The sequence below is a fragment of the Gallionella capsiferriformans ES-2 genome, assembly GCF_000145255.1.
GTDB lineage: Bacteria > Pseudomonadota > Gammaproteobacteria > Burkholderiales > Gallionellaceae > Gallionella > Gallionella capsiferriformans.
Genome location: NC_014394.1, coordinates 312,466 through 326,506 on the forward strand (window position 1 = coordinate 312,466; position 14,041 = coordinate 326,506).

The window sequence follows — 14,041 nt, forward strand, 5'->3', positions numbered from 1 at the left end:
GAGAAAAATATGTCTGATCACGATAAAATTTATTCAACCAAGTTTCAGGACAAGATCGAACGCAATACACTGCTGATGTTCGTCCTAACTGCGATTGCTGTCGCGGTTGGCGGTATCGTAGAAATTGTGCCTTTGTTCTACCTGCCAAACACGGGTATGAATGGCGGTGACGGTACATTTAACGGTACTTCACACAAAGACTTGCAAGGCAATGCGATCCCTATGGATAAAATTGTCTGGAATCCAACTACCTCGGCCCACAAGACCCTGGCAGACTGGCAGCCAGGCGATGGCGTGCGTCCTTACACTGCGCTGGAAACCGCCGGTCGTCATGTCTACATCCGCGAAGGCTGTTTCCTGTGCCACTCGCAGATGATTCGTCCGTTCCGTGATGAGAAGGATCGTTATGGTCACTACTCTATCGCTGAAGAGTCGATGTACGATCATACGTATCAGTGGGGCTCCAAGCGTACCGGTCCGGATATCGCCCGCCTAGGTGGTAAGTATTCCGATGAATGGCATCGCAAGCATCTGAAGTATCCGCGTGATGTGGTTCCTGAATCCGTTATGCCTAACTTCTTCTTCCTGGACAAGGCGATGGTTGATAAGACCAAGACTGTCAAGACGCTGGAAGTTATGACCAAGATGCCGTTCAATCCTGTTCCTAAGACAATCTACACTGATGCCTACATCGCAGGCGCAGCGGCAGAGCTCGAAGGCAAGACAGAAATGGACGCAGTTATCGCTTACCTGCAATCCTTGGGTAATCACGTGAAGTTTGAGGAAGGTGTCAACTACCGTGACTAAACTGATGAACTACCTGCACACGGACTGGGCAGCTATGAGCGGTAATGACTGGCAAGGTGTATTTTTCACCGTGGCGGCTTTCATCGCCATGATTGTGGTCTATGTGATGGTGTTCAATCCTAAGAACAAGGATGCATTCGACTCGCAGAGCGACATGGCTCTGCGGGAAGATGGCGAGTACAACAATTCAGGAGATAAAAAATGAGTGATAATCACAACTCCGCTGGTGGTGTGCCTACCACGGGGCATGTATGGGATGATGATTTGGCGGACTTTGTCAATCAACCGCCGAAATGGTGGATGCTTGGTTTGACTGCAAGTGCACTTTGGGTAGTGATATATTTTATTATGTATCCGGCTATCCCTCTGGCAACTAATGGTACGTTCTTTAAGGGTATTGGTTTGCCCGGAACGGGACAGTGGACTGCTATTAAAGAGTTAGCTGAAGACCAGAAAGTGCTGGATGACGTGCGTCGTCCGTTTGAAGACAAGCTGAAGACAATGACACCGGCTGCGATTCTTGCAGACGAAGAACTGTCGAAGTATGTTGAACGTTCAGGCAAAGTATTGTTCTCGGACAATTGCGGTGGCTGTCACGGTCAAAACGGGGTGGGTACAGAGCAGGTGGGTGCTAAGTTTGCAGTTCGCGAACAAGGCCTGATGGCGCCACGTCTGAACGACGATGACTGGCTGTATGGCGGTAAGATTGACGACATCCATGCAACCATCGCAGGCGGTCGCCAAGGCATGATGACAGCGCACAAGGACACCTTGTCTGCTCAGCAAATCGAGGACGTATCAAAGTACGTGCTGGCGATGAGCGAAGGCCGTGGCGATTCTGAAGCCGCTGGTAAGAAGGTATTTATGGAGAGCGACTGTACAGCTTGCCATGGTGCCGATGCCAAGGGTATCCAAGCGATGGGTTCAGCTAACCTGACTGATCGTGTTTGGCGCTTCGATGGTTCTATCGAAGGTATCAAGCAGACCATCACTTATGGTGTGAACTCCGGTGATGCGAATGCTCGTGCCGCGATCATGCCTAACTTCACAGCTGCAGGCAAATTGTCTGACGTTGATATGAAGAAGCTGGCTGTTTATGTATACAAGTTCGGTGGTGGTCAGAAGGATGAAGCAGCTGCACCTGTAGCAGCCGTTGAAGCAGCTCCAGCACCTGAAGCAGCTCCCGCACCTGAAGCCAAGTAAATCTCCGTTTTCCTGCACAGTTAATCCCTGTGCAGGTTTTATGAAAGGAAAATAGAAATGGGCCACGACTTTGTATATTGGAGTTTGATGATCGGCACTGCCGGCGCTTTTGCGGCGTTGATTTTTGCTCTGGTCTTTTTGTTCAAAAATGCAATGACTAAAAAATCCGGCGATAAGTAATCGCAGGGTTTGAATGCAGGAGGAGGCTAGCCTCCTCCTTTTTTATTACAGTCTGTAAACTGAAGATGTCTCAGAATAATCACGTTAATATTAGAGAAATCTAATTTATAATGTTCGTGGTTATCCAGAGCGATCTTTGCAAGCGTCATTAAGTTGCTTCGAATGAAGGACATGAGGAGTTGAAGATGAGTGAACCAGTAAAAGAAGTGGGCAGTGTCACAGGGATTTATAGTGAACATGTGGAATGGGCAACCAATCTGGGTGACAAAACGATACATGCAAAACGCATGCCGGGGCGCTTCAGAACGCTTAAATACATTACGGAGTCGTTCTGGTTGATTTTTTTCTTCGGTGCCTATCTGCGCTGGAATGGCAAGCAGGCTTTGCTGCTCGATGTTAATAATCGCCAGTTTCACATCTTTAATTTGACGATCCTCCCGCAAGATATCTGGATGGTTTCATTGCTGCTGCTGCTGCTCGCGATGACCCTGTTTGCGGTGACTTCGGTCGCATCACGCGTATTTTGCGGTTTTTTCTGCTTTCAGACTGCCTGGGTTGATCTGTTTACCTGGGTAGAAGAAAAAATTGAGGGAAACCCGAACAAGCGTCACAAGCTGGATGCCGCTCCGTGGAATGCAGATAAGATTTTACGCAAGGTTAGCAAACATTTGATCTGGCTGGCCATTGCCGTATTTACTGGTATCAGTTTTACGATCTGGTTTGAAGATGCCTTCGTTTACTGGCATGATCTGATGCACTTCAAGCTGTCGATGATGGAAATGACAACGCTAACTGCGTTTACACTGGGTACCTATTTTCTTGCAGGCTTCATGCGGGAGCAGGCGTGCTTGTGGTTGTGTCCGTATGCACGGATTCAAGCGGTTATGGCTGACTCGCAGACGATACTTCCTGCCTATGATGTGGCACGGGGCGAGCCGCGCGGTAAGTTGCGCAGCGGAGGTAAGGTTGTTGAGCAGCAGGGTGATTGCATCGATTGTTTTCAGTGCGTGCAGGTTTGCCCGACGGGTGTTGACATACGGGATGGTCAACAACTCGGATGTATTACCTGCGGCTTATGCCTTGATGCGTGCGATTCCGTGATGGATAAAATCGGAAAACCACGCGGATTGATTCGTTACGCATCGCTCGATGAACTGGAAGGTCGTCCGGTCAAGAAGCTGTATCAGCACCCGCGCACTTGGGTGTATATCGTAATTATCTTGCTGGCGTTGGGTGGAATCATTTACGGCCTGACACACTTGGGTGCGATGAAGTTGAGTGTGGAGCCGGAACGTCAGCCGTTATTTGTGCGTATGAGTGATGGATCGATCCAAAACAAATACACCTTTAAAGTTTTGAACAAAACCGATAAGGATCTGTATGTCAAAGTCAGTGCTGAAGGCGGCGTAAAAGGTCAGGTTATCGTCGATGCGGATAAGCCGCAGTTAGTCCACCACGGCAAAGCCGCCGGATTTACGGTGTTTGTGAAGGCCCCGGCTGAAAATGTAGCGGGTGAAGTGACCAAGATGCAGTTCAGAGTTGAAAATGTGGAGAATCCGACGATAGCTGCTGAATACAATAGTGTATTCCGTGGTCCTAAACGTTGATTTAAGGAGTTGAGATGATTTCACAAAAGCAAAAGGGCTGGCGTAACCCGTGGGTGTTTGGCTTGCTGATCATCATATTGTCAGGTGTATTGATCAATGCCCGATTTTTGTGGAACGTACTCCACAATCCTGTTCGTGTGCTTGACGATAACTACAGTGTGAAGGCACACAACAAGTACGATGCAAAATGGGTGCAGCAGCAGGCCGAGCGATCAACACTCGGTTGGCAGGCCAGTTTGCACTCCCCTCAGCGTTTGCAGAATGATAGCCAAGCTAAACCTGATGAGGCGCGCTTTATTCTGACTGCCAGCCCGGCTATTTTGCAGTTCAATCTGCTGGACCGCGAGAGCAAGCCAGTACAGAGTGGTGCCGTTGTGGTGGTTGCACAGTGGCCCGGCGATCCGAACTTCGATTTCAAGGAAACACTGCGGGAAATTGCACCGGGTCATTATCAAGGTGAGCTTAAATTTCCCCGGGCGGGAAACTGGGATCTGTTGATCAGGGCCGAGCGCGATGGCAGCCAGTTTGATACGGAACAAAAGGTTTTTGTCGCTATTTCAAAACAGCCCGAGTGATTTGATTAATGTCACACACTGAAACTGCACACCTCGCGCATGCGGGGTGTTTTCATTGCGGATTGCCCATTGCCTCTGACGCGCATTATCAGAAGCTGCTCGATCACGGGCAGCGCGAATTTTGCTGTTTTGCCTGCCAGTCGGTCTGCGAAGCCATCTATGAGGCCGGGTTGCAGGGGTATTACCAGCGCACGCCGCAAGGGACTTTGCTTGCACCGCCGCCCATGCCGCCGCGAGATATTGAAATGTATGATCTCGACGATGTGCAGCAGGATTTTGTCAATTGTCAGGGTGAGCTGCGCGATGCGCATTTGCTGGTTGAAGGTATACATTGTGCGGCCTGCGTATGGCTGATCGAGCGCGGCATGATGCGCACGCCCGGCGTGCTGTCAGCCGGCGTCAATTTAGCGGGTAAACGATTGCACCTGCGCTGGAATGAGCGTCAGGTGAAATTGTCGACCCTGATTCATCAGCTGGCAAAGATTGGATATTCTGGTGTTCCCTACGATCCTGAAGTAGCAGAAGGATCGATGAAGCGTATCAATCGCGCACTGCTATTCAGATTATTCTTCGCCGCCTTTGCGATGATGAACCTGAATTTGATCGCAATCGCGTTATACAGCGGTGCTGATCGCGGACAGTTCGTCAATTTTTTCCACTGGATGGCTTTTGCGCTGGCGACCCCCGCTTTGTTGTACTCCGGATATCCATTTTATAAAGGCGCTCTGAGCGGTTTGCGAAATGCGAGTCTCACAATGGACTTGCCAATCGCGATTGGACTGACGGTTACTTATGTCTTTTCGCTCTATGTGACGATCACAGGCGGGGATAGGGTCTATTTCGATACCGTCACTAATCTGACCTTCGTGATTTTAATCGGTCGATATCTGGAGGGGATGTTCCGTCATCAAGCCGTATCGGCAACCAATCGTCTGATGGACCTGCAACCGCGCGTGGCCACAGTGTTGCGTGAGGGTGATGAAAAAATCGTCTCGGTACGGGCCGTGAAAGTGGGTGAAACTGTCCTCGTTAAACCGGGCAGCCATATCCCTATGGATGGCATTGTGCTCGAGGGGAGCAGTTCAGTCGATGAGTCTATGCTAAGTGGTGAATCAGCTCATGTTAAAAAGCAGCCTGATGATCGTGTATCTGCCGGTACGCTGAACGGCAGCGGGGCATTACTGGTGGAAGTTCAGGCTGCTTCACAGGATTCGACGTTATCTAAAATCATTCGTCTGGTTGAAGAGGCGCAGTCCTCGAAAGCACCGATACAGCGTCTGTCAGATAGTATCGTGCCGTGGTTTGTGCTCGCAACGCTGATATTGGCGAGCGTAACCTTTTATATCTGGTCGGCAGACTTTGAGTTTGCACTGATGGCAGCGACCTCAGTATTGATTATCACCTGTCCCTGTGCACTCGGAATGGCTACGCCGATGTCAATCGCGGTCGCATCGGGACTCGGTGCACGTCACGGCATACTGGTGAAAAATGGCGTGGTGCTGGAAACTTTGTCACGCGTGACGCATTTCGTCTTTGATAAGACGGGTACGCTGACTGAAGGAAAAATGCGCGTCGAGCAGGTGGTCGTAGCACAGGGACAAGATGAGGAGGCTTTGCTGGCGCTCTGTGCGAGCGTTGAACGTTACTCTGAGCACAGTGTGGCTCGTGCCGTGGTGATCGCGGCAGAGGCGCGCGAATTGCCCTTCCGGGATCAGCTGGTGCAAGGATTTTTAGCAACAGCTGGTGCGGGTGTTGAGGCGGAAGTCGCAGGGCGGCAGATTTTGCTGGGAACTGCGGATTGGCTGTTGAAGCAGGGCGTTGTGCAATCAGAACAACTGATTAAAGTTCAGGATACGAGTGAAGCGCAGGCAAAAACTTGTGTGCATCTAGCCGTAGGGGGCGAGCATGTGGCCGTGCTGGTGATAGCTGACACATTGCGCGTCGATGCAAAGGCGCTGATCGATACGTTGCGTGAGGCGGGTATTGGTATGACGCTGCTATCGGGCGATCGGCGCGCCGTTGCGGAAGAAATTGCGCGCCAGTTGGGCGGTATGGAGGTCATCGCCGAGGTGCTGCCGCAAGATAAGGATCGCGTCATTCAAGCGTTGCAAGAGCGCGGTGAATGCGTGGCCATGGTCGGCGACGGGGTTAACGATGCGCCCGCGTTGATACGTGCTGATGTCGGAATTGCACTGGGCTCGGGGACCGATGTGTCGGTTGAAAGTGCTGATATCGTGCTGATGCATAACGAACTCGATAAGGTGAGGCTGGCGACCTTGCTGTCACGGCGTACGCTGCGCACCATTAAACAAAATATCGGCCTGTCATTCGTGTATAACAGCATCATGGTGCCGTTGGCGATTATGGGGCATGTGACGCCCTTGCTCGCGGCAATAACGATGCCGGTCAGTTCTCTGCTGGTGATAGGTAACGCAGCCAGAATACGCAGTTTATTCAAATAGTGTGGTGAGTGTTGCCGCATTAATTTCAAGATAAGGAGCAGCAATGGATGTCATTTACAGTCTTATCCCCGGCATGACAGTTTTCGGGCTGGTGTTTGTGGGTATTCTGATTTGGGCGGTTAAGAAGGGGCAGTATGAGGATATGGAAGGAAACGCTAGCCGCATACTGCTCGATGATGATGAGGACGCGATGTTACATAATCAATCAAGCGCTCAGCAGGATGCCAAAAAAGATTAGAAGCAGCGCTTTGAATTCACAGGCAGCACAATGAAAAAGGCCGCACCATTTCTGGGTGCGGCCTTTTTAAGTCAGGTGTTATTGAACAGCGGATTTAGCGGCGGAATCAGTTGTCATTATTTCACCATTGGCAAGAAGCGGGGCTCGCAAAATTTCAAAATCCTTAGGCGGGAGGTATTGGAAAAACGGCTTTTGCCCTTCGCCCAAGACGACATCCAGACCATGTTGCGGGTACAACCAATGAATCAGGTTGGTCTTCTTCTCACGGATGCGCTGCGCAGGTTCACCGAAGCGTTTGGAAATGACGGATTCTTCGATGCGCGCGGTGGGCATATAGGTCAGGCTTGCGACCGGCAACGAACGAACCCGTGCCAGATCATCTGCAGTGAGCGTGATGCGCTTGCCGCTCGGCGTACTGTTCATGCGCAGACCGCGTTCAAACATGCCTGGCAATTCTTCGGTCGGGATTGCAATGGTCATGATGATTTTTGCCTTCAAACCGTTGAAATTCACCTCTTCAAAAAAGGCTTCTACGCCCATTGCCGCATCGCTGGGCTTGAACAGACTGATTTCAAGTTCCGTTTCATATTTGTAAGTATGTGCGACTTCATCTAAGGTGCTTTTGCCCAGTGTGATGCCGAAAACACGGGTGGTGTCGGGTGTCGGGTGGGTGATCTTCCAGGGGAGTGTGTCCGGCGTGCTGACCGAGTTATCCGGCATCATAAGGATGATGCCTATCGTTGCGACCACCAGTGCGATGACGCCGAGTATGATCTTCTTGTCCATATTAGTTCTTCTTCAGCGCTGAATGTAACGCCAAAGCCGAGGCAGGAATTTTTCCGTCTTTGCATTGATGCTCAGCGTCAAACTCCAGAACCACAAGAATCAGCAGCGCCACCATAAAGGGAAGCTGTCCAATGCCGCCAGCTAATGCGTAACTGGTTACTTTGCTCATGCCGAATTGAGCGCCGCCGACCACCAGCGCAGTAGTCAATGTGCCGGTCACAATAAACAGGATCAGGAACAGTTTTGCGCGTTTTGCAGCCAGCAAATTATGGCAAAGTACAAAAATGGATTCTTCTTTGTTGATGGCACGTTTCGCTTTAAAAATCACGTTGGTCAGCAGCGCAATGGAGAGGAGCGGCATCAGTGTAATGGGCAGCATGCTGGTTTTAAGCAGGCTTAATGCGAGGACAAACACAAAAACATGAACGACGATAAAGTCAAACAGCAGCATGGAGTGCAGGCTTTTTGCGCGTGATACTTCGGCTTCTGTGACTTGGTGTTCCATATTTTTAGTCTCCGGGAAAATAGTAGGTTGCGAATAATCCGCTCAAGCACGCCGACTGTCAAACGATAAGGTGTGCAGGGCGGTGAAGTGCATTAGCGGGTATTGTTTAAGCAGGCTTGCAGGCCTGCCAGATCGAGGATTTCAACCGTGCGTACTTTGACGTTAATCAGTCGCTCGCTTTGAAAATGAGAGAAAGCGCGGCTGACGGTTTCCAGCTTTAAACCAAGGTAGCTGCCGATTTCCTGTCGGGACATGCGCAATTGAAACTGTGTGGGGGATAATCCACGCGCTGCAAAACGCTGCGATAGATTCAGCAAAAATACCGCTAGGCGTTCTTCTGCTCGCATCGAACCTAGTAATAGCATGATGCCTTGATCGCGGACGATTTCCCGGCTCATGATTTTATGCAGATGGCGCTGCAGCAGTGGAATTTCGCGGCTGAGGGCTTCTAACTTGTTGAAGGGCAGTTCACAAACAACGCAAGACTCCAGCGCCACGGCATCGCAGGCGTGAATGTCGGTGCTGATGGCATCGAGACCGATAATTTCCCCAGCCATCTGAAAACCGGTTACCTGTTCACGTCCGTCTTCATGAAGGATCTGGGTTTTGAACGATCCGCTGTGTATGGCGAACAGCGAGCGAAACTTGTCTCCGCTGCGATACAAATAATCGCTGCGTGCGAAACTGCGCTTTACGGTGCTCAGTTCATCCAGTTTGTGCATTTCATTTGCGCTGAGATCGGCAGGCAGGCACAGTTCCGCAAGATTGCAGCTGGAGCAGGGTGAATGCAAATGGTAAATCGGGGCGGGTAACGGCACTTAATTTTACCTTTGAAGTGAAGGTCGGCAGACCGGAGGCCAAAATGTGATGGTAATTTGGTCAACTTCTGGAATATGCCATGATTTTTGACATATATCAAACCGCATTGATGCCCAACTGGCATTATGGCGAACCTTATAAATAGCGGCGATATTATGTTGAACAACAATGAATTGGTCGTAGACCTGGAACTGATACGCAGACTCGATAAAAACGGCCCGCGCTACACCTCGTACCCGACCGCAGATCGTTTCGTTGAAGCCTTCAATGCGGAGACCTATAGTCAATGGTTATTGAAGCGCGAAATTGGTGGCGTCAGTCGCCCGTTGTCGCTCTATATTCATATTCCGTTTTGCAATACCTTGTGTTTTTATTGTGCCTGTAACAAGGTGATTACCAAAGATCGCAGTAAGTCTGCCGAATACGTGCGTTATCTGATCAAAGAAATGGGGATGCAGGCGAACTTACTGGGCAAAGGTCAGGTTGTCGAGCAGTTGCATTTTGGCGGCGGTACGCCAACCTTTTTATCGGATGATGAAATCCGTCAGGTGATGGCGGCGATACGCGAAAACTTTAAACTGGTTGAGGATGGCGAATATTCTATCGAAATCGACCCGCGTAAAGTGACCAATGAGACGATTGCGCTGCTGGGAGAGGCGGGCTTCAATCGCATCAGTATCGGTGTGCAGGATTTTGACGATGACGTGCAGCGCGCGGTGAACCGTATACAGAGTGAAGAAGAAACGCTGGGCATTATCGCGGCGGCTAGAGCGAACGGCTTTAAGTCGGTGAGCATTGATCTGATTTATGGTCTGCCGAAGCAAACGCTGGAAGGCTTCGGTCGCACGCTGGATAGAATTATTGCGGCGAATCCCGACCGACTCTCGATCTACAACTACGCGCATATGCCGACGCTGTTCAAACCGCAGCGCCGGATTCATGAAGAGGATCTGCCGTCGCCGCAGATGAAGCTGGATATTCTCGGTATGACGGGGCGCAAGCTGACGGGTGCGGGTTATGTCTATATCGGCATGGATCATTTTGCCAAACCTGAAGACGAGTTGGCCGTCGCGCAACGTCAAAGCCGTCTGCACCGTAACTTTCAAGGGTATTCCACCCATTCCGACTGCGATTTAGTTGCGCTGGGTGTGAGCGCGATCGGTAAGATCGGCCCGACCTACAGTCAGAACTATCGTGAACTGGAAGACTATTACGATGCGCTTGATCGGGATCAGTTGCCGATTATGCGCGGGATGGAGCTCAATGCCGATGACCTGGTGCGTCGCGCCATCATTCAGGATCTGATGTGTCATTTCGAACTCTCAAAAGAGTCGCTCAATATTGCCTATCTGATCGATTTTGACAGCTACTTCGCAACCGAGCTCGAAGAGTTGCGAGAGTATGAGATGGAAGGTTTGCTGGAGATTTCTCCTCAGTGGATCAGCGTTACACCGAAGGGACGCATGTTGATACGCAATATCTGTATGGTCTTTGACAAATATCTCCGCACGCGCACTGAGCACGCGCGCTATTCGAAGGTCATTTAGTGACGCCCAAGGTGGGAAGCGTTACTGTTTCGGTTGAAGGTCGGCTCGGCATGTCGCTGGCGAATCAGATTGTCTAGTTTTTCGTCATCCCTTATTGCATGGCAGCGCAGCCACGGGCGGCACGACTTGCCCTGGCAGTGTGCCGATCCCTACTGTATCTGGCTGTCTGAAATCATGTTGCAACAAACGCAGGTCGTCACGGTCATTCCGTACTATCAGCGTTTTGTTGCATCGTTTCCGACGATTGCCGCGTTAGCCTCCGCCACTGAAGAACAGGTGCTCGCGCACTGGAGCGGATTGGGCTATTACGCACGCGGGCGCAATTTGCACCGTGCTGCACAAATTATCGTGGCGCAGCATGGCGGAGCGTTTCCTCGTCAGTTTGAATTGATACTCGCGCTACCGGGCATTGGGCGCTCAACGGCTGCCGCGATATGTGCGCTGGCCTATCAGCAAAATCGCGCCATTTTAGATGGCAATGTCAGGCGTGTGCTGGCTCGCTATTGCGGGATCTATGGTTCACCTGCGATCAAATCGGTAGAGGCGCGGCTCTGGCAACAGGCCGAAGCCCTGTTGCCGCTAAACGATGTCGATCGCTACACGCAAGCATTAATGGACATGGGCGCAACGTTGTGTACCCGAAGCCGGCCGAAATGCGCTTCGTGTCCGGTGCAACCCGATTGCGTCGCGCATCAAACAGGGTGTGTCGCTGATTTACCGACCCCGCGCCAGCGCCGCGTTGTGCCGGAGAGGACGGCTTGCTTTTTGCTGTTGCTGGTAGATCATGATGTATTTATGGAGCGGCGGGAGCCTGCTGGAATCTGGGGCGGGCTTTGGTGCTTGCCACAATTTGAGGACGAAGCGGCCGCATTGTTCTGGTGTGCTCAGCATGGCGTTGAGGCAGCTGATCGTCAGCGTGATGCACTCACGCCATTTACCCATACCTTCACGCATTTTAAGTTACACATTACGCCGTTGCGGGTGTCAGTGACGGCTAAGCCTCTGCACGTTTTGCAAACAAAGGGGGCGTGGTTGCGGGTCAGTGATGCTTTATCATCTGCCATTCCCGCGCCAGTCCGAACGATACTGGAAGGCTATGGCGTGCCGGATGACGCGTTTTGATTTAAATTAAAATTTTTGCTGATGCAGGCTTTAACGTGCACAGGTAGTTAGCATCGTTAAGTGAAGTCATTTTTGTCAGGCGGGCAAGAGCCGCAGCGCGTCCTGTGAGGGGTGTTACAGCCCGCCTTTATGCAGTCTGATTTCTGCATCTAATAGTGCTTCTGGAAGTCCCAGCAGTACAAGCACATCTTCGCTACGTAACACCATATCTTCGCTGGGTTGTGCGCCGTGAACATTGTAGCGACGCAGGGCTTTGACTTCGACGTTCAGCGTGTCCAGTTCGCTGTCACGCAATCTTTTGCCCACGGCGAAGGAGTCGGCTTTTAACATGACATTCAGAAAACGCGGTTGCATGTCGTCGCTGATTTCAATACCGCTATTTTGTGAGTTATTTATGTATCCATTGAACATCGCATAGCGGCGTGCCCGATTTTCCTGAACGTGACGAATAACGCGGTTAAGCGGAACGCCTGCCAGCAGTAATGCCTGAGATGCCAGCATTACACTTCCTTCGAGTACCTCGGCGACCACTTCGGCAGCGCCTGCATTTTTCAATAATTCCAGATTTGTGTCATCGTTGGTGCGCACCACGACCGGCAGGTCGGGGCGTAATTCTTTTACGTGGCGCAAAATGGCCAGAGTTGAATGTTTGTCCTTGTAGGTGACCACCAGCACGCGTGCGCGCATCAGGCCAGCTGCCATGAGCACTTCGCGCTTGGCGGCGTCGCCGTAGACCACACTTTTATTTCCCGCCGCGGCTTCACGAACGCGCCGAGAGTCAAGGTCTAAGGCGATGAAGCGTAGTTCTTCATCCTCAAGGATGCTGGCCAGTTTTTGTCCACTGCGCCCGTAGCCGCATAAAATCACGTGGCCGGTACTCGACATGCTTTTGATGGCGATTTGGTGCATCTGCAAAGCGCGGTTGGTCCACTCGTCGGAAAAACGCCTGGAGATGGCTTCGCCGTATTGGATTAAAAAGGGGGCGGTTACCATAGACAACAGCATGGTGGCGAGCGTGATTTGCATCGTCTCACCCTGTAGTAAATGCGCCCCATCGGTCAGTGTCAGGAGAACAAAACCAAATTCTCCCGCTTGTGCGAGGCCTATGCCGCTACGCAATGCAACGCTCCACTCACCTTCAAAAATGCGTGCCAGAATTGCGACTAACAGCGCTTTAAACAGAATCAGCAGAGGCAGTGCCAGCGCGATCCAGCCCAGATTGCTGACAATGCTGGCCGGATTGAGCATCATGCCGATGGTAACGAAGAACAGGCCTAGCAGGACGTCGCGAAACGGTTTGATGTCCTCTTCAACCTGATAGCGGTATTCGGTCTCGGAGATCAGCATGCCGGCGACAAAGGCGCCCAATGCCATTGATAGACCGGCCAGTTCTGTTAAGTAGGCCAGTCCTAGCGTGATAAACAGCACGTTCAGGGTGAAAAGTTCGGAGGACTTTTGGCTTGCCACGATATGAAACCAGCGTCGCATGACGTGCTGACCAAACACCAGCAGGATCAGTAAAACGATCGTTGCCTTGAACATCGCCAATCCCAGTGTTAAGTGGAGATTGTCCGGTTGCGATGCCAGTGCCGGGATGATGATCAAAAGCGGGACAACCGCCAGATCCTGAAATAGCAGCACGCCCATCATCTGCTGGCCGTAGGGTAAATTGAGTTCGGCGCGTTCAACCAGCATTTTACTGACAATCGCAGTAGATGACATTGCCAGAATGCCGCCTAATGCCAGGCCCGCGCGCCAGTCCACGCCTAGCAAGGTGGCCGCTGCCATGACCAGCAATATGGTTGACAGCACTTGTGCGCCGCCTAAACCAAACACAGTGCGATGCATGGCTTTGAGGCGGGTTAGGCTGAACTCAAGGCCAATGCTGAACATCAGAAAAACGACGCCGAATTCGCCCAGGTGGCGCGTGCTGGGTGAATCGGGTATCCAGCCAAAGGCATGCGGACCGATTAAAATTCCCACCGCAAGATAGCCCAGCATGACCGGTAGGCGCAGAATGCGGCATACCACAACGACCATGACGGCGGTAGCGAGCAGTATCAATACCAGAGAGAGCGAGTTGTCCATCTTTGTGGGGAGAAAATTAATGATTTGATAATGCCGTACTCTTGCCCAGTTTGCAAAGTTTTTAAAAACAGCGCGAGCGCAATTTATTGCCTGACTTACGAC

14 protein-coding genes are annotated in these 14,041 nt (G+C 51.3%); 10 read left to right on the forward strand and 4 right to left on the reverse strand.

From position 1 onward, the window contains the following. Window positions 1–9 precede the first annotated feature (9 nt). From ccoO to ccoS, 8 genes are all read left to right on the forward strand, one after another. On the forward strand, window positions 10–807 hold the full coding sequence (ccoO, locus tag GALF_RS01355) for a cytochrome-c oxidase, cbb3-type subunit II (protein ID WP_013292249.1): 798 nt from the start codon (window positions 10–12) through the stop codon (window positions 805–807). 4 nt (window positions 808–811) lie between these two features. Continuing rightward, window positions 812–1,012 carry a cbb3-type cytochrome c oxidase subunit 3 gene (locus tag GALF_RS01360; protein ID WP_013292250.1) on the forward strand — a complete coding sequence of 67 codons (201 nt, stop codon included), beginning with the start codon at window positions 812–814 and terminating at the stop codon, window positions 1,010–1,012. Next, entirely contained in the window at window positions 1,009–2,010 is a 1,002-nt protein-coding gene (gene ccoP / locus GALF_RS01365) for a cytochrome-c oxidase, cbb3-type subunit III (protein WP_013292251.1), read from the forward strand. Before GALF_RS01360 ends, ccoP begins: the two co-directional genes overlap by 4 nt. A gap of 57 nt (window positions 2,011–2,067) precedes the next feature. Beyond that, complete coding sequence (locus tag GALF_RS16000; RefSeq protein ID WP_013292252.1) at window positions 2,068–2,190, forward strand: hypothetical protein; 123 nt, start codon at window positions 2,068–2,070, stop codon at window positions 2,188–2,190. 185 nt (window positions 2,191–2,375) lie between these two features. Beyond that, window positions 2,376–3,797 carry a cytochrome c oxidase accessory protein CcoG gene (ccoG, locus tag GALF_RS01370; protein ID WP_013292253.1) on the forward strand — a complete coding sequence of 474 codons (1,422 nt, stop codon included), beginning with the start codon at window positions 2,376–2,378 and terminating at the stop codon, window positions 3,795–3,797. A gap of 14 nt (window positions 3,798–3,811) precedes the next feature. Next, the gene (locus tag GALF_RS14745; protein ID WP_013292254.1) at window positions 3,812–4,372 is read left to right on the forward strand and encodes a FixH family protein; all 561 of its coding nucleotides are present in this window, start codon (window positions 3,812–3,814) and stop codon (window positions 4,370–4,372) included. A gap of 8 nt (window positions 4,373–4,380) precedes the next feature. Continuing rightward, entirely contained in the window at window positions 4,381–6,834 is a 2,454-nt protein-coding gene (locus GALF_RS01380; RefSeq protein WP_013292255.1) for a heavy metal translocating P-type ATPase, read from the forward strand. Between the two features lie 43 nt (window positions 6,835–6,877). Further along, the gene (ccoS, locus tag GALF_RS01385) at window positions 6,878–7,072 is read left to right on the forward strand and encodes a cbb3-type cytochrome oxidase assembly protein CcoS (protein WP_013292256.1); all 195 of its coding nucleotides are present in this window, start codon (window positions 6,878–6,880) and stop codon (window positions 7,070–7,072) included. A gap of 78 nt (window positions 7,073–7,150) precedes the next feature. Here the strand turns inward: ccoS and GALF_RS01390 are convergent, their stop codons facing one another. From GALF_RS01390 to fnr, 3 genes are all read right to left on the reverse strand, one after another. Beyond that, window positions 7,151–7,858: a hypothetical protein gene (locus GALF_RS01390; RefSeq protein ID WP_013292257.1), complete on the reverse strand. Its 708-nt coding sequence runs from the start codon at window positions 7,856–7,858 to the stop codon at window positions 7,151–7,153. A gap of 1 nt (window position 7,859) precedes the next feature. Then, complete coding sequence (locus GALF_RS01395) at window positions 7,860–8,363, reverse strand: hypothetical protein (protein ID WP_013292258.1); 504 nt, start codon at window positions 8,361–8,363, stop codon at window positions 7,860–7,862. Window positions 8,364–8,455: 92 nt separating this feature from the next. Then, window positions 8,456–9,181 carry a fumarate/nitrate reduction transcriptional regulator Fnr gene (gene fnr / locus GALF_RS01400; RefSeq protein ID WP_013292259.1) on the reverse strand — a complete coding sequence of 242 codons (726 nt, stop codon included), beginning with the start codon at window positions 9,179–9,181 and terminating at the stop codon, window positions 8,456–8,458. Between the two features lie 156 nt (window positions 9,182–9,337). On the opposite strand from fnr, the gene hemN reads away from it, so the two are divergent. Together hemN and mutY are read left to right on the forward strand one after the other, a co-directional pair. Then, window positions 9,338–10,729 carry an oxygen-independent coproporphyrinogen III oxidase gene (gene hemN, locus GALF_RS01405; RefSeq protein WP_041937930.1) on the forward strand — a complete coding sequence of 464 codons (1,392 nt, stop codon included), beginning with the start codon at window positions 9,338–9,340 and terminating at the stop codon, window positions 10,727–10,729. 69 nt (window positions 10,730–10,798) lie between these two features. Next, window positions 10,799–11,851 carry an A/G-specific adenine glycosylase gene (gene mutY / locus GALF_RS01410; RefSeq protein ID WP_041937931.1) on the forward strand — a complete coding sequence of 351 codons (1,053 nt, stop codon included), beginning with the start codon at window positions 10,799–10,801 and terminating at the stop codon, window positions 11,849–11,851. A gap of 114 nt (window positions 11,852–11,965) precedes the next feature. Here mutY and GALF_RS01415 read toward each other — a convergent pair whose 3' ends face one another. Beyond that, complete coding sequence (locus tag GALF_RS01415) at window positions 11,966–13,939, reverse strand: cation:proton antiporter (RefSeq protein ID WP_013292262.1); 1,974 nt, start codon at window positions 13,937–13,939, stop codon at window positions 11,966–11,968. Window positions 13,940–14,041: the final 102 nt, after the last annotated feature.

What these genes read in the sequence shown, in the direction of transcription:
- ccoO (WP_013292249.1), top strand. Translation starts at nt 10, where the DNA reads ATGTCTGATCACGATAAAATTTATTCAACCAAGTTTCAGGACAAGATC.
- GALF_RS01360 (WP_013292250.1), top strand. Translation starts at nt 812, where the DNA reads ATGAACTACCTGCACACGGACTGGGCAGCTATGAGCGGTAATGACTGG.
- ccoP (WP_013292251.1), top strand. Translation starts at nt 1,009, where the DNA reads ATGAGTGATAATCACAACTCCGCTGGTGGTGTGCCTACCACGGGGCAT.
- GALF_RS16000 (WP_013292252.1), top strand. Translation starts at nt 2,068, where the DNA reads ATGGGCCACGACTTTGTATATTGGAGTTTGATGATCGGCACTGCCGGC.
- ccoG (WP_013292253.1), top strand. Translation starts at nt 2,376, where the DNA reads ATGAGTGAACCAGTAAAAGAAGTGGGCAGTGTCACAGGGATTTATAGT.
- GALF_RS14745 (WP_013292254.1), top strand. Translation starts at nt 3,812, where the DNA reads ATGATTTCACAAAAGCAAAAGGGCTGGCGTAACCCGTGGGTGTTTGGC.
- GALF_RS01380 (WP_013292255.1), top strand. Translation starts at nt 4,381, where the DNA reads ATGTCACACACTGAAACTGCACACCTCGCGCATGCGGGGTGTTTTCAT.
- ccoS (WP_013292256.1), top strand. Translation starts at nt 6,878, where the DNA reads ATGGATGTCATTTACAGTCTTATCCCCGGCATGACAGTTTTCGGGCTG.
- GALF_RS01390 (WP_013292257.1), bottom strand. Translation starts at nt 7,858, where the DNA reads ATGGACAAGAAGATCATACTCGGCGTCATCGCACTGGTGGTCGCAACG.
- GALF_RS01395 (WP_013292258.1), bottom strand. Translation starts at nt 8,363, where the DNA reads ATGGAACACCAAGTCACAGAAGCCGAAGTATCACGCGCAAAAAGCCTG.
- hemN (WP_041937930.1), top strand. Translation starts at nt 9,338, where the DNA reads ATGTTGAACAACAATGAATTGGTCGTAGACCTGGAACTGATACGCAGA.
- GALF_RS01415 (WP_013292262.1), bottom strand. Translation starts at nt 13,939, where the DNA reads ATGGACAACTCGCTCTCTCTGGTATTGATACTGCTCGCTACCGCCGTC.